This window comes from Wolbachia pipientis, assembly GCA_023052945.1.
GTDB lineage: Bacteria > Pseudomonadota > Alphaproteobacteria > Rickettsiales > Anaplasmataceae > Wolbachia.
In genome coordinates this window covers 962,042-988,107 of record CP095495.1, presented here as the reverse complement: position 1 = coordinate 988,107, position 26,066 = coordinate 962,042, and the positions used below count along the sequence as shown (strand labels likewise).

23 protein-coding genes and 3 pseudogenes are annotated in these 26,066 nt (G+C 33.9%); 8 read left to right on the top strand and 18 right to left on the bottom strand.

The window, feature by feature from the left end; all coding sequences use genetic code 11:
- The first annotated feature begins 1 nt into the window (after position 1).
- Positions 2–219 (top strand): annotated as a pseudogene (locus tag MWH06_04770) (IS256 family transposase).
- Positions 220–305: 86 nt separating this feature from the next.
- On the opposite strand, the gene trpS reads toward MWH06_04770, so the two are convergent.
- The 5 genes from trpS to MWH06_04745 all read right to left on the bottom strand — a co-directional run bounded on the left by trpS (position 306) and on the right by MWH06_04745 (position 5,290).
- Positions 306–1,298: a tryptophan--tRNA ligase gene (gene trpS, locus MWH06_04765; protein UPA54617.1), complete on the bottom strand. Its 993-nt coding sequence runs from the start codon at positions 1,296–1,298 to the stop codon at positions 306–308.
- A gap of 17 nt (positions 1,299–1,315) precedes the next feature.
- Entirely contained in the window at positions 1,316–1,885 is a 570-nt protein-coding gene (locus MWH06_04760; GenBank protein ID UPA54616.1) for a nucleotide exchange factor GrpE, read from the bottom strand.
- 61 nt (positions 1,886–1,946) lie between these two features.
- Entirely contained in the window at positions 1,947–2,933 is a 987-nt protein-coding gene (locus MWH06_04755) for a polyprenyl synthetase family protein (GenBank protein UPA54615.1), read from the bottom strand.
- Between the two features lie 20 nt (positions 2,934–2,953).
- On the bottom strand, positions 2,954–3,265 hold the full coding sequence (gene rpsP, locus MWH06_04750; GenBank protein ID UPA54614.1) for a 30S ribosomal protein S16: 312 nt from the start codon (positions 3,263–3,265) through the stop codon (positions 2,954–2,956).
- Positions 3,266–3,490: 225 nt separating this feature from the next.
- A complete protein-coding gene (locus MWH06_04745; protein ID UPA54613.1) occupies positions 3,491–5,290 on the bottom strand; it encodes a peptidylprolyl isomerase in 1,800 nt (599 codons plus the stop codon).
- A gap of 355 nt (positions 5,291–5,645) precedes the next feature.
- On the opposite strand from MWH06_04745, the pseudogene MWH06_04740 reads away from it, so the two are divergent.
- Positions 5,646–6,223: pseudogene (locus MWH06_04740) on the top strand (DUF1013 domain-containing protein).
- Positions 6,224–6,422: 199 nt separating this feature from the next.
- Positions 6,423–7,826 (top strand): transcription termination factor Rho, encoded by a 1,404-nt coding sequence (gene rho / locus MWH06_04735; protein ID UPA54612.1) that lies wholly within the window; start codon positions 6,423–6,425, stop codon positions 7,824–7,826.
- Between the two features lie 121 nt (positions 7,827–7,947).
- Here the strand turns inward: rho and MWH06_04730 are convergent.
- From MWH06_04730 to MWH06_04720, 3 genes and pseudogenes are all read right to left on the bottom strand, one after another.
- A pseudogene (locus MWH06_04730) lies at positions 7,948–8,100 on the bottom strand (IS4 family transposase).
- 325 nt (positions 8,101–8,425) lie between these two features.
- Positions 8,426–9,322 carry an aspartate carbamoyltransferase catalytic subunit gene (locus tag MWH06_04725; protein UPA54611.1) on the bottom strand — a complete coding sequence of 299 codons (897 nt, stop codon included), beginning with the start codon at positions 9,320–9,322 and terminating at the stop codon, positions 8,426–8,428.
- Positions 9,323–9,525: 203 nt separating this feature from the next.
- Positions 9,526–10,557, bottom strand: coding sequence for an extracellular solute-binding protein (locus MWH06_04720; protein UPA54610.1), 1,032 nt, complete (start codon positions 10,555–10,557; stop codon positions 9,526–9,528).
- Positions 10,558–11,339: 782 nt separating this feature from the next.
- Here MWH06_04720 and MWH06_04715 point away from each other — a divergent pair.
- Positions 11,340–12,731 carry a hypothetical protein gene (locus MWH06_04715; GenBank protein ID UPA54609.1) on the top strand — a complete coding sequence of 464 codons (1,392 nt, stop codon included), beginning with the start codon at positions 11,340–11,342 and terminating at the stop codon, positions 12,729–12,731.
- 429 nt (positions 12,732–13,160) lie between these two features.
- Here MWH06_04715 and MWH06_04710 read toward each other — a convergent pair whose 3' ends face one another.
- The 10 genes from MWH06_04710 to MWH06_04665 form a co-directional block, all read right to left on the bottom strand.
- The gene (locus MWH06_04710) at positions 13,161–14,249 is read right to left on the bottom strand and encodes an IS481 family transposase (GenBank protein UPA54608.1); all 1,089 of its coding nucleotides are present in this window, start codon (positions 14,247–14,249) and stop codon (positions 13,161–13,163) included.
- Positions 14,250–14,310: 61 nt separating this feature from the next.
- Positions 14,311–15,195, bottom strand: coding sequence for an SGNH/GDSL hydrolase family protein (locus MWH06_04705; GenBank protein ID UPA54607.1), 885 nt, complete (start codon positions 15,193–15,195; stop codon positions 14,311–14,313).
- A 207-nt stretch (positions 15,196–15,402) separates the two neighbouring features.
- Positions 15,403–17,346 carry an RNA polymerase sigma factor RpoD gene (rpoD, locus tag MWH06_04700; GenBank protein UPA54606.1) on the bottom strand — a complete coding sequence of 648 codons (1,944 nt, stop codon included), beginning with the start codon at positions 17,344–17,346 and terminating at the stop codon, positions 15,403–15,405.
- 121 nt (positions 17,347–17,467) lie between these two features.
- Complete coding sequence (locus MWH06_04695) at positions 17,468–17,794, bottom strand: cation:proton antiporter subunit C (GenBank protein UPA54605.1); 327 nt, start codon at positions 17,792–17,794, stop codon at positions 17,468–17,470.
- Positions 17,791–18,210: a Na(+)/H(+) antiporter subunit B gene (locus tag MWH06_04690; protein ID UPA54604.1), complete on the bottom strand. Its 420-nt coding sequence runs from the start codon at positions 18,208–18,210 to the stop codon at positions 17,791–17,793. The genes MWH06_04695 and MWH06_04690 overlap by 4 nt, the downstream gene beginning before the upstream one ends.
- Positions 18,203–18,730 carry a DUF4040 domain-containing protein gene (locus MWH06_04685; protein UPA54603.1) on the bottom strand — a complete coding sequence of 176 codons (528 nt, stop codon included), beginning with the start codon at positions 18,728–18,730 and terminating at the stop codon, positions 18,203–18,205. Before MWH06_04685 ends, MWH06_04690 begins: the two co-directional genes overlap by 8 nt.
- A gap of 1 nt (position 18,731) precedes the next feature.
- On the bottom strand, positions 18,732–19,019 hold the full coding sequence (gene mnhG, locus MWH06_04680; protein ID UPA54602.1) for a monovalent cation/H(+) antiporter subunit G: 288 nt from the start codon (positions 19,017–19,019) through the stop codon (positions 18,732–18,734).
- Positions 19,020–19,025: 6 nt separating this feature from the next.
- Complete coding sequence (locus MWH06_04675) at positions 19,026–19,226, bottom strand: monovalent cation/H+ antiporter complex subunit F (protein UPA55754.1); 201 nt, start codon at positions 19,224–19,226, stop codon at positions 19,026–19,028.
- A gap of 73 nt (positions 19,227–19,299) precedes the next feature.
- Positions 19,300–19,695 (bottom strand): DNA-directed RNA polymerase subunit omega, encoded by a 396-nt coding sequence (gene rpoZ, locus MWH06_04670; GenBank protein ID UPA54601.1) that lies wholly within the window; start codon positions 19,693–19,695, stop codon positions 19,300–19,302.
- A 60-nt stretch (positions 19,696–19,755) separates the two neighbouring features.
- A complete protein-coding gene (locus tag MWH06_04665; GenBank protein UPA54600.1) occupies positions 19,756–20,052 on the bottom strand; it encodes a helix-turn-helix domain-containing protein in 297 nt (98 codons plus the stop codon).
- A 435-nt stretch (positions 20,053–20,487) separates the two neighbouring features.
- Between MWH06_04665 and purE the strand changes: the two genes are divergently transcribed.
- The 4 genes from purE to MWH06_04645 all read left to right on the top strand — a co-directional run bounded on the left by purE (position 20,488) and on the right by MWH06_04645 (position 26,003).
- A complete protein-coding gene (purE, locus tag MWH06_04660; GenBank protein ID UPA54599.1) occupies positions 20,488–20,979 on the top strand; it encodes a 5-(carboxyamino)imidazole ribonucleotide mutase in 492 nt (163 codons plus the stop codon).
- 7 nt (positions 20,980–20,986) lie between these two features.
- The gene (gene mutL, locus MWH06_04655; GenBank protein ID UPA54598.1) at positions 20,987–22,837 is read left to right on the top strand and encodes a DNA mismatch repair endonuclease MutL; all 1,851 of its coding nucleotides are present in this window, start codon (positions 20,987–20,989) and stop codon (positions 22,835–22,837) included.
- 634 nt (positions 22,838–23,471) lie between these two features.
- A complete protein-coding gene (locus MWH06_04650; GenBank protein ID UPA54597.1) occupies positions 23,472–24,287 on the top strand; it encodes a transposase in 816 nt (271 codons plus the stop codon).
- Positions 24,288–24,806: 519 nt separating this feature from the next.
- Complete coding sequence (locus MWH06_04645; GenBank protein ID UPA54596.1) at positions 24,807–26,003, top strand: ankyrin repeat domain-containing protein; 1,197 nt, start codon at positions 24,807–24,809, stop codon at positions 26,001–26,003.
- Positions 26,004–26,066 lie beyond the last annotated feature (63 nt).

Here is a 26,066-nt window from a genome sequence, read left to right as displayed (position 1 = left end):
AGTTCGCGTGAGGCTAATTTATACTACCAACCCTATTGAGGAACTGCATAGACAGATTAGAAAATTCACTAAAACTAAGGGCTCATTTACTAGCTTGTACAAACAGGTATATTGTGCTATAAAAAAGGTAGAGCAAAATTGGACTATCCTAATTGGGCTTTAACTATATCTCAACTTGATATTTTCTTTCCTGGTAGATTGAAAATTGAGTTGAGTTAAAAATGCGGTTTGACACACTTTTTTGAATATTCCCTTATTGCCTGTTTTTACAATTTTGAATTGATTCCTTAGGTTATGCAAGAGGTCTATTGAGCAAATCCAATAATATCCTTGATTTCTTTTATATTATGGGTTGCAATTTCTGCTGCTTTCTTTGTACCTTTTTTTAATATTTCATGTAAATGGAATTGGTCTTTTAAAAGATCATTCATCCTCTCACGTATGGGTGATATAACACTGATAATTAAATCAGCTAACTCTTTTTTAAAGTGTTTCATGTCATGTTTGTTCACTTCTTCACACACTTTTTCCACATTTAAATTACTAAGCACTGAATAAATGTTTATCAAATTGCTTATTTCTGGTCGGCACTCTAAAGTAGCAAAGCCTAGAATTGAATCTGTTTTTGCTTTTTCTACTTTTTTAACAATTAAGTCATCCGTATCATCAAGGTTAATGCACGAATGTCCTGAAGGGTCAGATTTACTCATCTTGCTTGTACCATCTCTTAAGCTCATTATTCTTGATGTGCAATCCAAAGTTAAGATTTCAGGTACGATGAAATAATCCAGTTTATAATGATTGTTAAAAGCTGATGCAATATCACGTGCAAGCTCCAAATGCTGTTTTTGATCATCACCAACAGGAACGTATTTAGTTTGATACAACAATATATCTGCAGCCATAAGTACTGGATAACTATATAATCCAAGAGAGACTTTTTGCTTATCATTGCCAGCCTTGTCTTTAAATTGAGTCATGCGACTGAGCCAACCAATTGGCGTGTAGCACCCAAGTAGCCAACAGAGCTCTGCATGCCCACTAACTGTGGACTGATTAAAAATAATGGACTTCTCTGGATCTATTCCACATGCAATATAAGCTGCTGCTGTTTTGAGAATATTACTCTTTAACTCACTTGCGGAAAGTTTATTGGCTGTGATTGCATGTAGATCGACAATACAAAAAAGAGATTTGTATTTATCCTGTAAGTCTATCCACTGTTTGATTGCACCAAGATAATTACCTAAATGTAGTACGCCACTTGGCTGGATACCTGAAAAGACAATACTTGTCATTATACATCTACCTCATGTTAATCGTTTCCACAATCAGCAGATTTCTTGGAAAGAATAACCATTGCAGGACGGAGCAACCTATTTTTGATAGTATAACCAGTTTGTAGTACCTCTACAATGGTGCCAGGCTCTTTTTCATTGTCTTCTCTTTCCACAATAGCTTGGTGTAAATTACTGTCAAAAAGTTCACCAAGTGGATCTGCTTCCTCTATTCCATGTTTTTTCAGATCATTTATAATTTTCTGATAAGCTACTTTAATCCCCTCATGAACAGGATCACCATCTTTCAAATTTTCCATTACTTTTTTTAAATTGTCGCACGAGTCGATCATATCACGTGCAAATTTTGTGACTGCATAGTCACTTGCATCGCTAATTTGCTTTTGCATTACACGTTTGACGTTTGCATTATCTGCAACAGCGCGGCGTAAATGATCTTCAAGCTGAGCTGCACGTTCTTTTAATATATTAAGGTCTTCATTTAAATCATCAGTTTGCTTATGGTTATCACTTTGTTGGTCGTCACCTTTCTGCCTACTTACCATATCAGCAAACTTCTTCTTTTTCTCTTTACTGCTATCTGACATATTATTACCCTTAAGAATCTAATAAATATATAGCAATTAATTCGAAAATATCAAGCGCCAGCTACATTCGTCTTTCTATGCTCGCATTTAAAAAGTCAATTAAAGTAGTTTTATAAAAAGAATCAGAAAAAGTACTAATATCATTTTGTGCCATATTAATGTAGTGTCTAGCTTTTTCCATAGAAAGCTGAATGGCATTATGGCGATTAATATAGTGTAATGCTTGGTCAAAATTGTGTCTAGCTGAAGAAAAGCATTTTTCCCAGAATTTTTGCTCTGCTGGACTGCCCTTTTCATATGCTATAATAGCAGGTAAGGTGACTTTACCTTCGAAAAAGTCTTTTCCGACTTGTTTTCCAGAAGTGCCTTGATTAGCAGTATAATCGAGCATATCATCAACTATTTGAAATGCCATACCAAAATTAAAACCAAAATTCTTTAGCCTCTCTGTTTCGTCATTTATTGCACCAGATACTGTAGATGCAGCTTCACAGCATGCAGAAAATAAAGATGCTGTCTTTTCTCCAATGATATCAAAATAATTTTCCCTGACTGTGTGGGGGTCAAAACGTGTTGTCATCTGCTTTATTTCACCCTTCACAAGTAAATGCGATGCTTTAGATAAAATAGAGAGAATATTTAAATTTCCACACTCTATAAGCCACCTAAATGCTAGAGTCAACAATAGATCACCAACTAAAATGCTTGATTTATTTCCCCAAATCTTATTCGCTGTTTTAACTCCATGGCGTGCCTCACTTTCATCGAGCACATCATCATGAAGTAAAGTAGCATTGTGTATAAACTCTACCGATGCAGCAACGTTGATCCTATCCTCCCCAGAATAGTTTAGCATTTTACATATAATAAAAACTAGTTTAGGCCTTATTTTTTTTCCACCTGAACTAACAAGATGAGATATAATATCAGTAGCAAGCTTAGCACCTTCATCATTGACATTTTTGAAGATAAAGTCCTTCATAGCTGATAAATCAGAAGATACGACATCGTCTAATTTACCATTATTTGTTAAATCAGTATTTAGCATTTTAAAGAGACTTATGCTTCTTATCCCTGTGCTTTCTCGTTCTCTACTTTCTTCTTTTCTGTTTTCTTTGGTTCTGTTTCTAAAGTTACTATGCCTTTTTTAATGAACCATAGTACTCTTTCAGTTGCTTGCGCGCCTACGCTTAGCCAACGTTTTAATCTATCAGCCTTCACCACAACACGATTTTTATTGTCTTTTGGTAACATTGGATCATATTGTCCTATTTTCTCAATAAAACGCCCATCTCTTGGTGCTCGTGAATCAGCTACAACTATCCTATAAAAAGGGCGTTTCTTTGCGCCAAACCTCGCCAACCTTATTTTAACTGCCATGTTAACCTTTATTCATATATTAGTCACAATTTTATACAATGGGCCGTTTTAAGTCAAATGAATTATACAACTTTATAATATAATTACCAATAATGTAGGGCAGCACCGGGCACTGGAATCTAGTTTGCATCATGCAGCCACTTAGTAAGTTTCTGGGTCCAAGTTCGGAGCACTGGATGCGTTTGAGGTAAAACAGGTTCTTATAAGGATTTAATTCTTATCTGGCTATATATCATCAAGTATAGCGTGATTAACTTCGACTTTATACTTTGATTCCAGATAGCTAATTAATTGCTCTTTTAGCGATATCATCACACGTTTTCCGGTGTCAAGCGTGTTTAATTTACCATTTGATGAATGCATTTCTTTTAGAACACCTATTATAATTTCATTATTGTATTGAATAGGGTCTGTCACTGAACCAGTTGTTTTCATATTGAAAATCTCTTCTACAAAAGAAAAGGGGTAGTTTTGTTCATTGCGGTGCATCTGCTGACCTTTAACTAATTCCATACCTTGAATTTCTTCCAAATCTGTTTTTTCTCTTAGTTGAACTGCAACCTCTTGCCCAATTTTAAACATTCTTTCTTTTATAAACTCACTACGCCAAAGCTCTACCACTAATGCCCTGCCTTCTTCAAAACTTTGCAATTTGGGTGGAACGATATCAATGATTTTTACACTAACAACAGCGTCCCCAACGCCCTTGAAATAACCTTTCTGATCCTTTTCTCGCGAAAAAATGAAAGAAATCAAATCACTAGAATTTCCTACGTTATTACCGCTTTGATCTTTTCCACTCGCATCTACTGGACCAATAGTTTGTATAGGTAAACTATATTCACTCAATATTTCTTCAATTGCTGAACCATTGTATATCTTATAGTTCACTTGGTTTATGAAATCATTGACTCTTTCAAAAGACTTTTGGTTAGTTAGAACTGACTTCATGTCTTTTTTTAAATCAACTAAGTCTTCATCAGAGATTTGATGCGCACTTTCCACTTTTATTATGTGCCAACCAAAACTGCTTGCTAAAACTTCACTTACTTCACCTACTTTGAGAGCAAATACCTTTTCCCTCACGTCTTCTGGTAAAAAATCCTTAGTTATATTATTTACTCTAGTTTCCTCAAGTTTTGCTTTGCCAAACTCTCCTACTATCTGTTCAAAGCTTGTTTTACCCTCCTCAAATGCTCTTCTTGCTGCCTCAGCTTCTTCTTTGGTAGAAAATATTACATTGAATACATCTCTTTGATCTTTAAGTTCTTGTTGTTCTATTATACCATCAACTTCTTCATCTGAGATCTTGATTTGATCTTCAAAATACTTTTGGCCTAGGGAAATATATTGCGCAGTTCGATACTCAGGATAATAAAAATGGGATTTATTTCTTTCGTACAAATCAAGTAAGGCTTGATCATCTGGTTCAGGAATGTTTGTAACTGCATCTTCAGTTATTTTAACAATATCAACTACTCTAGTTTGGTAGCGACTTTTGTATATCTGCTCATCAATTTTCTCGCCAAAAGTTACTGGATAATTATCTTTAAATAATGAAGTCATGAACATCATTGCAGGCAGGACTTTCTCTAGCTTTGCTATATACTCTTTTTCTGTCATATGCAGGTCATTTAGCGTTTCATGGAATTTATTTTTGTCAAATTCGCCTTTATCATTTTGAAAGTATTTGGTATTTTTAATATGGTTTTTTATAGATTCTTCTCCAACTGTCAACCCCAGCTCACTAATTAGGTTAAACAATAATTTTTGCTCTATAAGTGCGTTAAGCAAATCATATTTCAGCTTTTTTACTTGTTCTCTACTCGCATCAGATCCAGAAATTTGCTTTTTATAATTTTGATATAGTGATTTATACTCATCTGACGTTATAACTTCTTTTCCAACCCTAGCTACCTCTTCTTTTTCATCATCACCTGATAAAAGGTTGCCAATTCCCATGAAGACTAATAAGCAAGCTAAAAGGACAACGGTTACTTTAGTGAAAAAATTTTTAACATTCATTTTAAACTCAGTTAATTAATGGTTAATTATAGAATAGTGATAATTTAATTCTTGTAAACCTGTTGCTTTATTAGCCAATATATATAATATTACAATATATTAACTTAAAATTTAACTCTCTAATCTTAAGTAGGAACATATGTTTAACTGAGTTATACTATACCTTAGGAAGGGGAAATATTTTGTTTGAAATATGCTTAAAGGTAAGCGCATTTAATTAACTTAAGAGGTGGGAAGTGACAAACAAAAAGTTATTGAATGACAAAATTAATGCTTTTTTAGTTTTAATAGTTTATATTTTAGCTCTGTATAACAGTAAGGGATACTTTAAATGGGAGATGCTTTTTTGATGTCAATGGAATCTTCTAAGGGCAATAACGATAGAAATAAACAGTTTCTAGTACAAATAGCTGCTTGGTTAGTAGACAACACTGGTTTAACTTTTAATCAAATAGCACAATGTTGCAGATTGGCCCTTGAAGAAGTACAAGACATAGCTGATGAGGAAATAGAAGTAGAAAAATATAACCCTATTATTTCTGGAATAATTACTGAAAAAGAAATCGATGATTGCAAAAAAAATCCAAATCGTGTACCAAATTTGATTATAAAAAATATAAAAAAAGGAGTAAAGCGATTGGTAGCATTCTTGGCTTTGCCTCTACGGCAAGACGTAGAGATAAACCTGATGCGATTTATTATTTAGTAAAAAAATTTCCTATCTTGGACAATAACGTTATAGCTAAATTAATTAGTACAACAAATTACACAGTTGAGCAGGTAAGAGATGGATCTCATCATAGCATGCAAAATATAAAACCCCAAGATCCTGTACTACTTGGCTTATGTAGTCAAGAAAATTTAGAAGCAGAAGTGGAAAAAGCAAAAGTAGAAGAGGAGAAGCAAGAAAGGTTAAAAAAATATAAAGAATAGCTATTGAAAATCCTCAAATTTTTGTGCTTTGTTAACATTAAATTAACTTGACTTGCTAGTGTTTATGAGTATAATGTAAGTAAAGTACGGGGTTTAATGATAATTAAGCTCAATACGCACTGAAACTAACTCAGCCTAATTTATTATCTTATAGTCACATTTTAGGTTAGTAAGCATCAATTAAAATTTTTGGAGGATTATGACAACAATCAATGAAGATGTTTTGGCAAAAGGAAAGGTTACAGCTCAACCTGAAAAAAGTGAGCAAATTTACAATAACGATACAGTAAAACAGATGGTCAATGAAGGTACTGAGAAAAACAGAAAAACATTAGATCTGAGCGAATTAAAAGAGAAAACAGCAGAAGAATTGTTAGAGTTAGCTGAAGAAAGAAAAATTTCAACTAACGGTAAAAGCAATGGTAGAATGCTAAAGCAGGAAATAATATTCAGCTTAATGAAAAAAATGAGTGAAGAAGGAGGCATAACCACAGGTAGTGGAATAGTGGAAATATTGCCTGATGGTTTTGGTTTCTTACGTTCAGCAAGTGCAAATTATGCCCCAAGTACCGATGATGTTTATATTTCTAACGGGCAAATAAAGAAGTTTAATTTACGTACAGGAGATATGGCATATGGAGAAATAAGGCCACCTGGTGATAAAGAGAGATATTTTACTTTAACTAAGGTTCAAAGTATAAACTCTACTGAAGTAAGTGAATTAAGAAAGTACGTCCATTTTGATAATTTGCTTCCTCTTTATCCTGAGGAAAGCATAGTACTTGAGTGTAATAATGGTGATGATAAAAAAGGCTTAAGCATGCGTGCTATAGATATAGTAGCTCCTCTTGGAAAAGGGCAAAGAGCGTTAGTAGTTGCTCCACCTCGCACAGGAAAAACTGTATTGCTTCAGCAAATGGCTAACTCTATAGCTATAAATCACCCTGAAATAGAATTAATAGTGTTACTTATAGATGAAAGGCCTGAAGAAGTAACAGATATGATACGTTCTGTAAAAGGTGAGGTAGTAAGTTCTACGTTTGATGAGCCTGCTTACCGTCACGTACAGCTTGCTGAAATAGTAATAGAGAAAGCTAAAAGAATGGTTGAGCATAAAAAAGATGTGGTAATTCTACTTGACAATATTACTAGACTTGCACGTGCTTATAATGCTGTTATTCCTTCGTCTGGAAAAGTTCTAACTGGTGGTGTAGATTCAAACGCACTACAGAGACCAAAACGCTTTTTTGGAGCAGCTCGTAATATTGAGAATGGGGGTTCTTTAACTATAATCGCCACAGCTCTTATAGAGACTGGCTCAAAAATGGATGAAGTTATTTTTGAAGAGTTTAAAGGTACAGGAAATGCTGAGATCATACTTGATAGAAAACTTTCTGATAAACGTATATTTCCAGCTATTGATATTACAAAATCCGGAACAAGGAAGGAAGAGCTATTAGTTGATAAGGCTATACTAAATAAAATATGGGTGTTGCGTAGAATACTCAATCCTATGGGACCTGTTGAAGCAATGGAATTTTTACGTGACAAACTACTTTTAACAAAGAGCAATGCTGACTTTTTTAACTCCATGAATCACTAAAAGTAAGCCAGTTATGATGGATATGCTGAGCAAAAAGTGAAACGCTTTTATAGTTAAAATAATTGTATCCGTTCAGGCAATGGCGAACTTAGGGAGCGTTAAATAAACTATACGCGTCAAGTTAAGAAGCAAAGGTAAGAAAATTCAATGAACTTAAGGTGGATACTCTAGTCTTTCTATATCTGTCTTTCACAGAAAATTGTGACCAGTTTGTGGTAAGTTTTTTCAGGAAAATTCTCAAATTATTAACTTTGCTGCTTAACACTAAAAACAAGTAACCGTTCACGGATTGTGAGAATGAGTAAAGAACTAAGCAGTCGTAACTTTTGGAAGGGATTTTGGCCATTGAGACGTGATGTTAAAAATATCGACAACATTCTTCCACGAACCTTTCCCCACGTTCCAACCAGGTGAAAAAGCTGTTTTTACGATAGCCGTCTAATTTGCCGTTCTGCAAGGTTGTTGATTGACTTCAGGCTTTCGTAAAAACTTCCACACCATATCCTTGGCCTTAACATCTTAATGGCCATTCTCAAACCATTCTCGTCATTTCATGAAAAAACCCTTCTTTCGCATTAGTTGTGTAGCATCTTTTAATATTAACAAGGCCTATAATAGTGCAGCACTGCCTTACGTATTGCCAATCCAAATTCTACTTGCTGTAAAATAACACAATCTGCTACATCGCTGCTAATCTCAATCCCTCTATTTATTGGCCCTGGGTGCATAACAATCGCATCTGGTTTTGCGTATGATAGCTTTTGTGAATCAAGTCCATACAAATGAAAATATTCTTTCTCTGAAGGAACAAAACAACTATTATTCATGCGCTCTTTCTGCAGTCTTAAAAGCATGATTACATCAGCATCCTTTATACCTTCAATTAATGAATAATGGACTGAATCTACTTCAGGAAAATGCTTACAAATCAAAGTTGGTGGTGCGACCAAGCTTATCTCTACTCCAAACATTTTTAGCAACCTTATATTTGACCTTGCAACTCTGCTGTGCAGAATATCTCCACATATCACAACTTTGAGATCCTTTATTTGCTTTTTATGACTGCTGATTACAAGATAATCTGCAAGAGCTTGAGTTGGGTGTTCACTGCTTCCATCGCCTGCGTTGATTAGCGAGCAGCTAACATTCTTAGCCAGCATATTAACAATACCGCTATTTTTTTGCCTGATTATTATATAGTCAGGATTCATTGCATTTAATGTTTTGATCATGTCTTTTAGATCTTCTCCCTTGTTAATAGAAGAAGATCTTATTGGCAAAGTTACAACATTTGCTCCAAGGCTTTTTGCTGCTATTTCAAAAGACGCAAGTGTACGCGTCGAATCTTCAAAGAATAAATTTATTACTGTCTTATTTTCCAAGATATGACTATTTGCAGCTTCTTTTTTAAGGTACTGGTTAGCCAACTTAGTTATATTTTCTACACCATCGACTGTAAGGTCTGAGATGTTTAACAAATTCCTTCTCTTGTGCATAGTTTCCTTTTCAACTACTTGAACCTATTCTACTTTCTTATTATTATTTTTCAATAGACCTCTTGTGCAGCAATTGTTTTGGTGAAAGAACAGAAAAAGACAGTAAAGTCAAAATTAAGTTAGAAGGAAGAAAAAGTTCAGCGAGTCAAGAGTAAGGTACATTAGCATAAATCCTTCATCCCAGTGTTCAGTGGCACTGGGAATTACTTCCACTTACATTCATCCGCTATCATAACAGCCTCAAAAAGATGCTTCTCAAGTTCACTTAGAGGTAAATCATTTTGTGGATAATTTCCCCAAGACTTTAGTATATCGGAAGTTTCAACGCCTTCAATAATAGGGTATTCTTGGTTTTTTTTAGCGTATAGCTCTTGAGCCTGTTTGCTTACTAAAAATTCCAGCAAAGCTATAGCATTTTCTCTGTTTTTTGTATTTTTTGTTACTGCTGCACCGCTAACGTTCACCATTACGCCATGATCGTTACGATTAGGAAAAAAAGCCCCTAGTTTGTCTGCAACATTCTTTTTATTTTTATGTTCTGATGAAAGAATTCTTGCAAAATAATAACTATTTACTATTGCAACATCTCCTTCACCAGCAGCTACAGCATAAATTTGGTCAGTATCACCACCACTTGGTTTTCTTGCCATATTACTCACAATTCCACTTACCCATTCTTTCGTCTTTTCAAAACCATTATTTGCAATCATAAAAGCAATCAATGACCGGTTATATGGACTTGTAGAAGAACGCACTAATACTTTTCCTTTCCATTTTTCATTTGCTAAATCTTCATAAGTACTTAAGTTTTTAGGATTTACTGACTCTTTATTATAAACCAATATTCTGGTTCTTTTTGTAAGGCCAAACCAATAATCTTCACTATCTCTAAATTTTGCAGGTATAACACTTTTTAAAATCTCTGAATCCACTTGAGACAAAAGCCCTCTTTTTTTTGCCAAAATCAGGTTCACTGCATCTACAGTTAAAAGTAAGTCAGCTTCACCGCCATTTTCCATGCGTGAAAGTAGCTGAGAATAATCATCAATGATGTAACGTACTTTAATGCCTGTATTTTTTGTAAATTCATCAAATAAAGTACGTACTAATTCTTCTTTGCGCGATGAATAGACATTTACCACTTGTGAGTCACTAGTTCCGTCGTTTCTGTATAAATAAGTAATGACTATTAATACAACTGCTATTAAGGATGTGAATATAAAGGCTTTTTTCATATTGGATAAAAAATAACTTCTTTCAGTTAAAGATACTCAAATAGCGCAATCTTAGCAAGTGTAAAATTCGTTAGATGTAGCTAATATAATTTGGATTTACCGAAGTCAATGTATGAAATAATCGAAATTGTCATTCCAACGCGTGACGCTAGGCAATAAAACTTACTTGACAAACTCCACCAGCCCCCTTATCATGAAAGTGAAGCTATTTATTTATCTTCGCAATCTCTGCAGTGGATTAATGACAAAAAAACTTAATGTATCTGGCGTAAATCATGCTTAATTTTTTGCACTATGTGCACCTCATGTCTTTATAAAACTTCTAGGTTTCTACCTATATAAGCTGAAACGCGCTTATAAAGCGTTTAAGACAGTAAAAGACGTCAAATAGACAAGGGAGAATTTGAATACTAGCTACCCTAGGGTTTCTTTGCCTTTTTTTCCGCTCAGTAAATTTCTTAACGTTTATAATTTAGGTTAATCGCATTTAAAAGCAGCTAAATTGCAGCGTTTAGAATAAAAAACGCCAATATTTTGAAGTACATGTAAATAACTAGTCACCAACGGGGCTTCTTTTGTCTTTTTTTTCGTTTGGTAAATTTCTTAATATTTATAGCTAAACGACAACCGTCATACCGCTACGTGTTAGCGGCTAAGAGATACCGCGGCGGTATGACGTATTACTTATTATAGCTATAGTTCTACATGAATTACAAAAGTAATATTTACTAGATCTTAATATTTTAGATCTATATTTTAATAAATAATGAGCTGTAATTAGTATGAATGATCCATTCAAAAGTGAGAACTATAAAAAAAATCTTGACTCCTTGATAGAAGCTATAAAGCTGAAAAATATTGGTGAACAATATAATAAAACAGTGAGAGATTTATCCCAGACATTAGAGAGTTTTACAGATAAGGCAGAAGATGTAGCTAAGTTTGTTATATGTAGTGACTTGAATAATTATATAGAACCGGTGAACAAAAAGCCATCAGGTTTTTTGGGAATATTCAAGGAAACATTTAATAAAATCTTGGGAAAAAATGCTTCAATTCAGGATAACGATATAAGAAATTTTGCTAATGATAAATTGCCCAGTCTTGCTGAAAAAATAACATTCGAATACCTAAATGTTTTAAAGAAAATTTCAGATTTAGAGCAAAGTAAAAAAAATCAGGAGGAACATGGATTGTATGGAGTGAACTTAGAGGATAGAACAGCGTCAAAGCAAGAAGAAAATCCTTTATATGATCTACAAGCAGGAGATTCAGGCTATGGAAGTTCTTTAAATGAAGAGCATGAATATGAAGACATATCAAATTATCAAGAGAAAAAGCAAAAGGAAAATCCTTTATATGAGCAGAGAGAAGATTTAGGCTATGGAAGTTCTTTAAATGAAGAGCATGAATATGAAGACATATCAAATTATCAAGAGAAGAAGAGTAAAATTTTAATAGAAAATTCGCAGAGTTCAAAATCGCCCAAAGAAGAGCCAATTTATGCAACAGTTTCTAAAGAACATATAGAAGCAAAAAGAAAACGTAAGCAGAAACAACAACCTCAATCCCTCGTGCTACCAAAACCACCAAGAGCACCGCAAGTGCCAAAAAAAATGTTTACTACTGGTCAAGAAATTAGACAAGAATCGAAAGTGGTAGTCAAAGATAAACCTGCAGTACCGCCAAAGCCTAAAAATCTAAGCCGTGCTGATCAAAAAGTAAGCACAGAGCCAAAAGTAGTAGAAGTAATTCTTAAAAAATCAGCTGAAAGAGTACCACTAAAATCTGAAAATCAAGACAATAGGAAATCAGCACAAAAAGCTGCTGGTAAGGCGATACCAAAAGTAGCAGCAGCTACTATGAAAGGAGGAGCTAATCGCGAGATGGGCAGTAAAGTAAAGGCATTAAAAGAAAAATTTGAGCAAAATCAAGCAAAAGGAAATGCTAATGTACGGCTTGCTGAAAGCAAAACTACCCCAGCAGCACAAGCGGATATCGGTATGAAGAAAAAACAATCTCATTCATTTCTAACAGAGAATAAAAGATCTGCAACGAAACACATAACAGCAAAATCTGATCCAAAATCTCATGTCAGCAAAAATCCTCCTTCCACACAAGTAAGTGTTAAGGAAATGGTTGCACAAATTGAGAAAGGAAAAGGAGGAAGATAGTAACATTTGGGAAAAAAACATATGTGTCAAGTCAAGAGATTGTGAGCAAACTTAGGAAATTATAGCTAAACTAACTTACGACAATTTGAAAAACCGTCATTCCGCACTAGTTAGCGCCGCGGTGGTATGACGTAGGAAAACCTTTCCTGGGTTAGCTATAGGCAGCAATTTTCTGTATTTATTTTAAATTGAAGAAAGCTCAAACGAAAGATCGTGTTTTGCTAAAAATCACAGAATGCAGTCTGGTTACTATTTAAAAGGATATGTTCAAAAAACTGTGTCAAATCAACTCATACATTTCATTACCAACTTCATGATGAAGTTCTGCAGTTGGATGGAAATAATCAAAAAAGAAATAATCCTTTAGTGTTTCTTCGCTACACCCAGGGTTATAGTGTAAAAGATAAGACTTAATCTGACAGACAAGAATTAACTGACAGAAGAATTGAGGTAGTTAAAACTAATATCAGTCTCTTGTTTAATGCTACTAATATTTTTCTGAAAAGCAATATGTTTGCTATCAAGAAAAGTCTGCATAGGTGTTTTTCCATAGCAGTACTTACCAGAGTGAGGTCTTGTATCATTATAAGAATGCAACCAACAATCAACATCAATCTGTAGATCTTCCAAAGAATTGTAGATTTTCTTTCTAAAGATAATATTGTAACACTCATCTTGCATAGTTCTATGAAATCTTTCACATATGCCATTAGTTTGTGGAGAGTTGGCTTTGGTTCTAGAATGGTCGATATTTTCGATTCCCAAATATAGCTGATAAGCGTGATTTTCTGGCTTGCCACAATATTCCGTACCCCTATCAGTTAGAATGCGTAATAATGGAATTTTCTGCTCATCAAAAAATGGAATAACCCTATCATTGAGAAGATCTTCAGCTGTAATAGCTGTTCTGTCCGTGTAAAGTTTAACCATTGCAACCCTGGAATAAGTGTCAACAAAAGTCTGCTGATAAATTCGCCCTATACCTTTGATATTGCCCACATAATAGGTATCTTGAGAACCCAAATAACCTGGATGTTGCGTCTCAATTTCACCATGAGCTTCCTTTTGTTCTTTCATTTTTTCTAAAGCTGCAAGTTGTTCTTCAGTTAAAATGATTCCGTCTTGAGCTACTTTTGTCTCTAGTGCTTTAAGTCTCTTTTTGAGAGTTTCAAGGTCATTTCTTAGCCATACAGACCTTACTCCTCCCTGAGAAATTATTATACCTCTTTTTCTCAGTTCATTTGCAGCTCTTTCTTGCCCATATGCTGGAAATTCTGTTGCTATACCAATCACTGTTCTTTCTATATTATCGGAAACTCTGTTCGCTAATAGCGGTTTTTTCTTACTTATTTCATGTAATGCTCCCTCTCCTCCATTTTCATATAACTCCTTAAATCGATAAAATGTATCTCTTGAGTATCCCATCACTTTACATGCTTGAGATACATTTCCTAGTTGTTTTGCTAGTTCTAATAACCCTAGCTTTGGTTTTAGTATTTTTGTTTGTATTGTACTCATTTCTAACACTCCTTTCTTTTATTATTTTATAACTTGCTTTTTTAAAGTGTCAGATCAAGTCTTATTTAATACAGTTATAGTGAACATCAAGTTCCCCTGTAAATATCAACTTTAAGAGTATTTTTATATTTTCTTTAAATCTCCCAATTTGGTCTGCAATGTTCGATGTGCATGCATCTTGACAATTTAAACCTCTGCTCTTGTATTCGCTAAGCATACTTTTCATTTTAGAGTTAAGATCAAATGCTTTTATTTCAAGATTTGTACTTTTCTTCATATAATTTAAGCCATTAGCCAATTTTGCATTGAAACTCTCTGTGAGCTTCGTAGCTAGTTCCCTTGCTTCTTCATCTCTATTAAAAGCTGGTATTGAGCCAACTTCAGGTGCGTTTGCAACAACTACATGCTTAACACCATGTTCATTTAGAACCTTAAGTGCATTACATATTTCACTCACTGCTTGTTCCAACACTTCTTCCGCTTTAGTATCGTCATAAGCAGTGGCAACCATAACATCATTTCCGCCGATTATGATACAAAATAAATCTTCTTTACCTATATCTGGATGATGTTTAATTACCGCATCTAGCTGGTTAGCTAAACGAAATTTATTGAAGAAATAAGAAAAAATAGGGTCAAAAATTTCAGATGCTGTTGCACATGAAACTGCATAGTTTTGACCTTGCTGTTCGTGGCATCTACCAAAAAATGAATAACTCCACCCAGGTTTAAATTCGTCTAAATCTAAATATTTTGCTACATATTCAACAGCAGTAGGGCCATTGCTAAAAGATCCTCCTTGATAAAAAGGGTCATCAAACTTTACGCTTTTTGCAAAGGATAAGTTATTTAAAATTCCAATGATTGCGCCATTATCGGATAAACTATCACCCAGAACATAAAAATTTCTATACTTTGAATTAGAATTGTCATTTTTGTTTGTCATAATATTTACCGTAGATTAGCATGCTGTTTCATTAGATTCATAAAAAAAAATAGCGGTGCAACTTTTTCACAACCCCCATTTTAAACTTTATTGTGCATTTCCTTCATATCATACTTTTTTGAAAAAACGTTTTATTTTAAAAACGCTCTGACTTTTTCTCCACTTTTTCCAGACAAAATCAGCTTCTTCTTAACTTGACACGTATACTTAAAAGAACCCTCTAAGTTTTCTAGCGCGGCTTGGATGTTTCAACTTGCGCAGTGCTTTTGCCTCTATTTGCCTAATTCTCTCACGTGTTACATTAAAAATTTTTCCTACTTCTTCTAAGGTATGCTCCTTCCCATCTTTACCAAGGCCAAAACGCATTCTTAGAATTCTTTCTTCCTTTGGTGTTAAAGTTGCAAGAACATTGGTTGTAATGCCACGCAAGTCAGCAAGTATTGCAGCATCCTCTGGTCTGGAGACTCGCTTATCTTCTATACAATCACCGAAGGTACTACTATCATCCTTTCCTGTTGGAGCTTCAAGACTTACTGGGTCCCTTGCTATTTTCATAACTTTGCGTATTCTTTCCAGTGGCATTGTCAGTTCTACACTTAATTCCTCTAACGTCGGCTCTCTTCCCATCTCATGAGTCATTTTTCTTAATGCTCTGTTGATTTTACTGATAATTTCCACCATATGAACTGGTATTCTAACTACTTTAGACTGCTCAGGTATTGCCCTAGTGATTGATTGTCTTACCCACCAAGTGCCATAAGTTGAAAATTTATATCCGCGTTTGTAATCAAACTTATCCACGGCCTTCATAAGACCAATATTGCCTTCTTGTATCAAATCAAGCAGATCAAGGCCTCTTTTTGAATACTTCTTAGCAATGGAAACTACTAGCCTTAAGTTAGCCTTAATCATTTCTTGCTTTGCTTCAGAGACTTCTCGTTCGTGTTTTTGTATTCTCTTGATTAGCTCCTTAAATTCTTGTACGTTATCTTCCTGTATATGCTGCTTAATGCTGTTCAAGGTACTAGCTATATGTTCAAAGTTATCGTCTATAAACCTTAAAAATTTGTTTTTTAATTCACCTGCGAAAGAGGACTGATTTTCATTGATCTTTAAAAGACTTATCTCTTTTAACTCGTGCTTTAAAAGCATGTCATCATAAACTTCATAGAAACTTTCTCTATCGATATCGTATTTTCTAGCCCCAGCGATAAGATTAGCCTCTTCAAACGTGATAGATCTATTTATCTTATAAAGTTCTCGTGTAATTCTGGCAACAGCAGCATCACTTAACTTAATTTGTAATGCTATAGACCATATTTGACTATATAAATTCTCTAGTTCATCAGAGGAATCTTTAGAATTTTTTCTTAATACCAACGCTTCATTTGTTAAAGTAATTATCTCATCCAATGCAACTATGACCTTTGGCAACAAGTCACTTTCCATTTCAAGAATAGAAACATTTAAATTCGCTGAATTTACATCTTCATTATCACCGTCTTTCTCATCATCACTTTTTTTACTATCTTTCTCATCATCACTGCAGTACTCAGCATCTTCAGAAACATCCTCAGAATCCTCAACATCTTCAGCACTTTCTTCACTCTCTTCTTTGGATACCACATTAAAGTCAGAGTTATAAATTGCATCCAGATCTATAATTTCTCTCAGTAAGAGAGCTCCACTACTTAAATCATCACGCCATACTTTTATCACCTTTAATGTTACTGATGTTTCAATTATTGCACGTAACATGTTATGCTTTTCAGATTCAATTTTTTTTGCTATCTCGATTTCATCTGCCCTTGACAAAAGCTTTACAGAGCTCATATCTTGTAAATAAATCCTTACTGGATCATCATTTTGCATTAAAGTCGCAGTAACATTTAACGATGTATCATCATCATCAAGTTTACTATCATCGCTGTTGGAAGAAATATCTTCTTCATCTTCGTTACTTTCAAGCACATTAATTCCGGAATCCTGCAATAAAGATATAGCATCATCTATAAAGTCAGACGAAAAATTTTCATCTGATAATTTATCATTTATATCATCAAAAGTGATAAAACCACCCTTTTTTATACTTTTAGTTACAAGATCTCTGATAATTTTTTTCTTATCTTCTGCATCATTAATAGTTGACATCATTACCTTTATAGTTTATAATTTTCCCTTATTAACAAACAAACTTACAACAAGCAAGTCTATAATTTTACTTTTAACTTGTGGCTATTTGTTACTTCATATAGTTTAAGATACTGTTAATTTATGTACACTTGTCTTGATCAATTGTTCCATACTTTTCTTCCATTTTTACTGCTATGGACAATCCAACTGAAAATGTTGCAATTCCAACCACTATAGCAGTAAGCATTAAAACATGAGGTATAGGATTGCTATATGAATAAAAATTTGAAACCAATATAGGAGGCAAAGAACTTTTTATATATCCTAGAGATATGTAAAACAACAAAACAGATGCTTGGAAGACGCTTACCCCTATCATTTTCTTGATTAAATTTTTATCGTTTACAATAATATATAAACCTAGTACCATTAATACAATAATAATCGTATAATTATATAAAGTCATTGTTTTTTCCTACGAGCAAAATTCATATATATAATTAACATAGAGGAGCAGACAGTAAATGCTACACCTAATTCCACAAAAAAAATACCCAATTTTTGACCGGTTCTATTATTGGCTGACAAGATATCATAAGATAAAAAATTTTGGCCAAGTAAAGTTGTTGCAACGCCCGTTCCTCCATAAATTAAAATACCTAACACGTTAGTCAATCTAATCACAGAATAAGGTATTGCTTTTAGAGTTGTAGATACACCAAATAGCATTGAATATAATATTATCCCGGAGGCAATAATTATTCCTGCTTGAAAACCTCCACCAGGAGTATAATCACCGTGAAATTGTATGTATAAACCAAATAAAATGATAAAAGGTATCATCAAAAATGTTACTGCATTTAATATCGGATCTTTAATCATTTTCTTTTTCTTCTTTTAATATCAACGTTATACAAAGCGCAGCAGTAAAAACTACTATAGTTTCTCCAAACGTGTCATAACCACGAAAGCTTGCCAAAACAGCTGTCACTATGTTAGGAATACCGGTAGCTTTTTCGGTATTTTCCACATAATAAGGAGCAACATGCAAGTGGATCGGAGCATTGTTGCTGCCAAAATCTGGCAATTGAATCATAAAATATGACAAACATACAGCCAGAAATAACATGAAAAAAAGCGTTATAGGGTTATGAGATAGATTTACTTTATGATTCTTTATCAAGGAGAGTGCTGCAAACGTAAAAATCGTACTGAGCCCCGCACCAACAGAAGCTTCAGTAATTGCAACATCAGGTGCATTCATAATTAAGTATATAAGTGCAATAAGTGAACTAAATACACACATTAGAACAGCACTTACAACTAAATGTCGCGAGAAGACTATAAAAACCGTAACTGTTAGTAACAACAAAAGTAGCACTACATTTAATATTTCTAACACCTTAACCTTCTTTAACAGTTTTTTTCTTAACTTTATAATAAGTGCACGCTAAAATATAGCTATTAGTTGAGTTAGCTACCCATATTATAAGAATTAATAATATTATTTTAATAGTATTGATTGAAAATTCATTCTGCAGAGCAAAACCAATTAATAACAATGTTGCACCGCTAGAATCTGTAATACCTGCTGCATGTAATCTAGTATAGAAATCAGGAAATCTGATCACCCCTATATTTGAAATAATTATCAAACAAATACCTAAAAATATGAAAATGGATCCTATCATAAATTATTAAAACAACATTAATCTCATTAGTGCTATAGTTGATATAAAGCTAACGCTAGCATATAACAATGCTATATCAATTAAAAAAAAATTATTCAGAATGATTGATATTGCTGTTATGAGTACAACTACTTGCGTTGAGAAATTATTGAACGCTAAAACCTTATTGTACACATCACTTGACTTAGACACTATGCGGCACAACATTATACTCATACAGAACAACAGTGTATAGATAGCAATGTGAAGCATTTAAAGACTATGTAACTTCAGTAGATTTCTAAACGGATACTTCTTCATCGCCATCTTGATCATTTATTTCATCATCCACTTCATAATCTTGGCTTTCTTGACTTGCATCAAGATCTGTGTTATCAGAAAAATTTAATAAATTCGCTAGCTTACTTGTATTACTGCTGTAAACATTATTCATATTTCCTTTCATGTACTCCTTGCATCTACCTACCAAAAGGTTAAATAGCTCATGAGTATCCACCTGTTTTTCTGCTATTTCATGTAAGGAAACTATGGTATTTTTATGGTCTTCAAACTGAGCTGTTTGAACTGGATTACTTGCTCCTGTATTTAAATCATGTGTTCTTTGACTTGCCAACAGAACCAATTTGAAACGGTTACTTACCTGTTCTGTACACTCTTCTACAATAGATTCAGCCATAAGATACTACCTTAATAAGTTTTATACTATATCACAAAAAACAAGTTGTCAACTTTGTATCTATTGCGATTCAACTTCATGTTTCACTTTTTCTGCCTCAGATTTTATTTCTTGGCTTTCTGTCATCGTGATTGTTATTTCATGATCAAGTTTTTTTAGAAATCCTAACAATCGCTCTAAAGAAAAACCATCTATTTTACCATTTTTAATTTGTGATACCTTTGGCTGATCAATACCAAGTTTCTCAGCTGCAAAAGCCTGAGTCCAAGCATTTTTTTCTATAATTTTATTTATTATATAAAGCAACTTTGTTTTTATTCCTGCACTGTCTAAGTTATTTAACGATATTATTTCCATAATTCTTACACTCACATATCAATTAACTTTATTAAACACTATAATATAATATTTAATATACCAAGATATTAATATCATATAACTTGTCAATAATTATATGATATCAAATTTAAAACTTTAAGTTGATTGTATATTAATATTTCAATCAAATTTCTAGTAATTTTAAATTACCATTTTACTATCAGCCTATCTGAAAAAATCATTTACAGAAAGAACAAGCTAAAATTACAAAGCTTGAAATACAAAAATAATTATTTTATAAATTTATCTTACATAAGAAGTTTATATCTCTATATCTTCACATAGATATTTATTTAAATTTTTAAAATTTCTATTTTAACGAGAATTCTATATATTATATTTATAATATAACTTAAATATTTGTTGCTTTTTAGCTGGAACATTATTTAGTTAGTAAGTAAAATTGTGTTGAATATGACAAAAATAAAAAAAGATGTTGCTGTTATCATGGGAAGTGAGTCAGATTACACCACTATGGTCCATACCGTCAATATGTTAAAAGCATTAGAAGTTTCACATGACATATTCATAATATCTGCACATAGAACACCAGAAAGGCTCTTCGATTTTGCTAAATCTGCACAAGAAGGAGGTTTTAAGGTTATTATAGCTGGTGCAGGAGGTGCAGCTCATTTACCTGGTATGGTTGCGTCACTAACTTGTTTACCAGTTATCGGCGTTCCTGTGCATAGTAAACAATTAAATGGGCTGGACAGTCTACTCTCTATAGTTCAAATGCCAAAGGGTGTTCCAGTTGCAACCATGTCTATAGGAGAAAATGGAGCATATAATGCTGCCATTACCGCCGTATCTATATTGTCAATTTCCAACAGTGAAATTGCAGGTAGGTTAAAAAAGTGGAGAGAGAGACAAACCAAAGAAGTAAAAGAAAAACCAGTTTCATAATAAATCTATGGCAATAATTCTTCTAGACACAAAAACCATAAACCGTATAGCAGCGGGGGAGGTGATAGAAAGGCCTGCAAGTGTAGTAAAGGAATTAGTGGAAAATGCAATAGATGCTGGAAGTTTAGAAATAGAGATCAAAATAGAAAGTGGTGGGCGTAACCTTATTATTGTGACAGATGATGGTAACGGAGTAGAAAAAAACGATTTAGAACTTGCGTTTATGCGCCATGCTACTTCAAAATTGAGCGATAGTGAGTTGATAGAAATCAAGCATCTTGGCTTTAGAGGAGAAGCTTTACCTTCAATTGCAGCAGTAAGTAGGATAAAATTATCGTCTAAAGCAAGCGGAGCAAGTGAAGCATGGTCTATAAGTTATGAGGGTGGAGAAAAGATGGGGGAGCTAACTCCTTACTCTTTATCACAAGGGACACATATTGAAGTACGAGATTTGTTTTTTGCTACCCCAAATAGACTAAAATTTCTAAAAACCGAAAGAGCAGAAACTCAAAGCATTGTTGATATTGTAAATAACCTAGCAATGATTAACTATCATATAGGGTTTACTCTCACTTCAGGTAATAAAAAGCTCTTAAAATACGCTAAGCAGACTTCGTTATTTCATAGATTGTGTGAAGTAGAAGAAGAATTTCAGGGCAATTCTTTGGAGGTCAATGAAGAAGAAGACGGGATTAAACTTACAGGACACATCTGTAAACCTACTGTTAATCGTGGTAAGTCAACTCAGATCTATACATTTGTTAATGGAAGGCCAATTAAAGATAATCTACTTATTGGTGCGGTTAGGTATGCATATCATGATTTTATTCCAAGCGATAGGTATCCTTTTGCAGCGTTACATTTAGAGATACCTTATGATCAAGTAGATGTAAATGTGCATCCAAATAAGTCAGAAGTAAGGTTTCAGAATAAGAAGCTCATATATGAGATAGTGACAAGAGGATTAATCAAAGCGTTGTCAAGAAGGATAGGCACCTTTCCAGCTAGTGACCAGAAAACTACTAATACGATAGAGGGTTTTTTGAAAGGTTCATTATCAGATTCTTTTGATAAACCTGATGTTCAAAATGAATTTTATGAAAGAAGGCCAAGTCCTTTTGAAAATCAACTAATAAAAGAATTTGCTTCTCCAAATGAAAAAGCAAAAGGCTTATCAGAACAGTCAAAATCGTTTGATTATACCAGCATACAGAAATCCCCATCACAAGCGGAAATTATGGTTCTAGAAAAAAAGGTGTTAGAGCAAGTTGATTTGATAGAGAGCCACCCGCTCGGGTTTGCACGCTGTCAGGTCTATAATACTTACATTATTGCCGAGGTAAGAGACAAATTGATTATAGTTGATCAGCATGCAGCCCACGAAAGACTAGTATATGAATGCCTAAAACAAAAATCAAGTATAAAAAGACAAAAACTACTTCTTCCTGAAACGGTTGAAATCAAAAATCAAGCCGGAATGGAGATGATTGAAGTTTATAAAGATAAGTTATTTGAAATGGGTTTTGATATTGAGATCAAATCAGAAAATAAAGTGATAGTAAAAGAAATCCCTGCAATTTTGGGAGCAATAGATGTGAAAGAGATGCTAATTAATATAGTCGATAGATTAACGGAAATAGAAGATACATTGCCAGTAGAAGACAAAGTGAACAAGATATTGGCTACTATCGCTTGTCATGGATCAATTAGAGCAGGCAGGAAAATGAGGTTAGAGGAGATGAATGAGCTGCTGAGACAAATGGAAAAAACCCCATATTCCGGACAATGCAACCACGGAAGGCCAACTTATATAGAAATGAAATTGAGTGATATTGAAAAACTTTTTGAGCGTAGGTAATGAGGTTGCCATAAATATGTAAGTGCTCTTTCCTCGTCATCCAAGTAGCTCATAGAAACGGATTAAACGAAAAACTACTTGACAAGTTTCGCCAGCCCCCTTATCATGAAAGTGAAGCTATTTTATTTAATTCGCAATCTCTGCAGCAGATTAAAATGACAAGAAAACTTGTATTTGGTGTACTATGTGCACCGTATGTCTTTATAAAATTTCTAGGTTTTTACCTACATAAGCTGAAACGCGCTTATAAAGCGTTCAAGACATCACCCAACGTCAAATTTTAAAATAGAGAGTGTAATAACTAGCTACCACGGGTTTTCTATGCCTTTTTTTTCTGCCTAGTAAATTTCTTAAATATTAAAGCTAAGGTTAGTTGCCGTTTAAAAGCAGCTAAATTGCAGCGTTTAAGACTTAAAAAACGCCAATACTGAAAATAGACAATGACTAGGGCTTCTTTTGCCTTTTTTTTGTTTGGTGAATTTCTTAAATATTTATGGCTAAAGTAATTTAGGCCTACCGACAACCGTCATCCCGCTACGTGTTAGCGGGATCTATAGACCTGCTGAAAAAGGTGATTGAAAAAATGATGTGAGAGAGGTAGAAGAAGAATAAGCAGATCAAGTAAGGAAAAAAAATGAGCTTTAGTTACTATAATATGAAAAAACACCCAAGAAACTTTCGTAATATAACAGGTTTAACTATAGAGGAGTTCGAAAAAGTAGTGGAAAAAGTGAGGTCTGGATGCGAAAAACAGAAAAAGTGTCATGGTAGAAGATCAAAACTACCAACTCTGGAAGATAAGTTGTTTTGCGTAATTTTGTACTATCGCACTTACATAACACATAGATTTTTAGGATGCCTATTCAATGTACACAACGCAAATGTATGTAGGTTACTTAAGAGAATAGAGCCATTACTCGCCAAAAAAGTGACTATAACAAAAGATAGAAGTATGACGCCAGAAAAAATACTGAAGATTTTGGCTGATGTTACAGAACAGCAAATACAGAGACCAGAAGATAGTAAAAAACGGAAGAAATCATATTCAGGAAAAAAAAGAACCAACACTATGAAAACTGAGATTATTATCGAAGAAGGAGGAAGAATTTTATCAGTGTCAAAGTCATACCGTGGTAGAATTAGTGATTTCCGCATAAGGAAACAAGAAAAATATTTACCACTTGATAGCATAAAACATGCCGATTCTGGATATCAAGGTTGGCAAAAATTGCAAAGCAATGTTATAATTCCATATAAAAAGTATCGTAAAAAGCCATTAACTCCAGAGCATAATAGAAGATTAGCATCATTTAGAATGAGAGTAGAAAACAAGATCCGAGAGATAAAGATATTTAAGATTATGTCGAATGTTTATCGCAATTTTCAGAAAAAATATAACCTGAGGTTCAATATTATTGCTGGTATTGTAAATCTTAAGCACGCCTTTTAGTTAACCTTGATTTTAGTCACCCTCCTTTCCTTTTTTTTATCGCTTGATTCGCAGCAGGTCTTATGTTAAGAGATACCGCGATTCATTCGCGGTATGACGTAGGGCTACAGCCAGTGCTCCTTTTTTTGTCATCCGAGTAGCCCTCTTCTTGTCATCCCAGTGCGTGACACTGGGATCTAATTTTTTATGCAAAATTACTATATTTATATATTTGCAAATAGATACAATTTGAAATAATTTATACTATGAAGTTACGAAATGAGATCCCAGTGTCACGCACTGGGATGACAAGAAAGGGGCACTGGGATCTAGTCTTTATTATGCAGCCACTTATTTAAAGTTAAGTTTTCTGGATCCAAGTAGTCAAGGCACTGGGATAACACCCTTTCCTAGATGGAGATAAATCACAATATTTGTACAGTTATGGAATTGCTCAACAGGCACAGCTTGACGTAAAAAGCTTTACTTTTAAAATTTTGGGTTATACTTAGCTTAAGATATTCCGGTAGGAGGTTTATTATGAATAGAAAGGAAGCTTTAGAAATATTAGGTTTTAGTCCAAGTGAATACGAAATTAGAAAAGCATATAGAAAGTTAGCCCTTGAATATCATCCTGATAAACATTCACATGAGAGTAAGGATGTGCAAAAACAAAACGAGGAGAAATTTAAAGAATTAGGTGCTGCGTATAACCTTCTCACTGACAAAGGTACAGAAGAGGTTACAAAGTTAACTGACAAAAATTTGGATGAAATTAATTCTCCTGGAGATTTAAAGTTCTACTTATATATGGCTCTCCTTGAGGAGGATATAGCATTTCTCAAAAAGCTCTTTTCTAAATTCAAGAGCAGTAAAGATGGAAGATTTGGTGACTATATTAATGATAACATATATGGCTATCTAGCACTTGTCTTTGCTGTAGATGAAGGAGGGAAGATTGAAATTATAAAGCTACTCTTGGAGAATGGTGCTAATTGTAACACACAAGACAAATACGGTAATACTGCACTATATGTGGCTTGTAAAAGTGGGTATAATGAGGTTGTAGGATTACCCCTGGAGCATGGTGCTGATCCTAATATACAAGATAAATATATGGGTGCTCCATTACGTGTAGCGTCTCTTCAAGTGCATTATAAAATTGTAGAACTGCTTTTAAAACATGGTGCTGGTAAAGAAAGTGAAAGCCTCAATGAGGCATTACTTGCAGCAGTGGAATGTCGTAAACATTGGCATGAGAGAGAAAAAGTTGTAGAACTACTCCTGAAATATGGTGCAAATCCTAATGCAAGTAGAGAATATCACACAGCAAGAGTAATAGAGCGTGATTCATATCTTGCTAGTAATAGTGTAACAGGTTTTATTAAGATATTTTTTTTACCATACGGCAGCAATAACAAAGCTAGAAAGTTGATGGCCGAATATGGTGGCGTTGGTAGAGATTATATTTTATTTCAAGCGATATTTACTTGTTGTTGCTTGATAGTAGCTTCTGCTGCTTTATTTAGTATAGCTTCTCCTTGGTGCTATGTACCAACAGCAGTGTTTGCACTTGCTGCATGTTTTTTCATTAAAAATGCTGTGCATGCCGCATTTTTCGCAAAAACAAAAGAGCTTTCTCCTGAATTTGCTGAAGTTATTACTGAAAAAGTAGTAAATAATGTTGGGCTAAATGCAGAGGACAATTCTCAAGAAACTGGTAATGCATTAGCTTAATCTACAGAGATCAAAAAAGTTCTTTAAAAAAAAACTTAAGGTATACTTATAAGTGTTTGATAT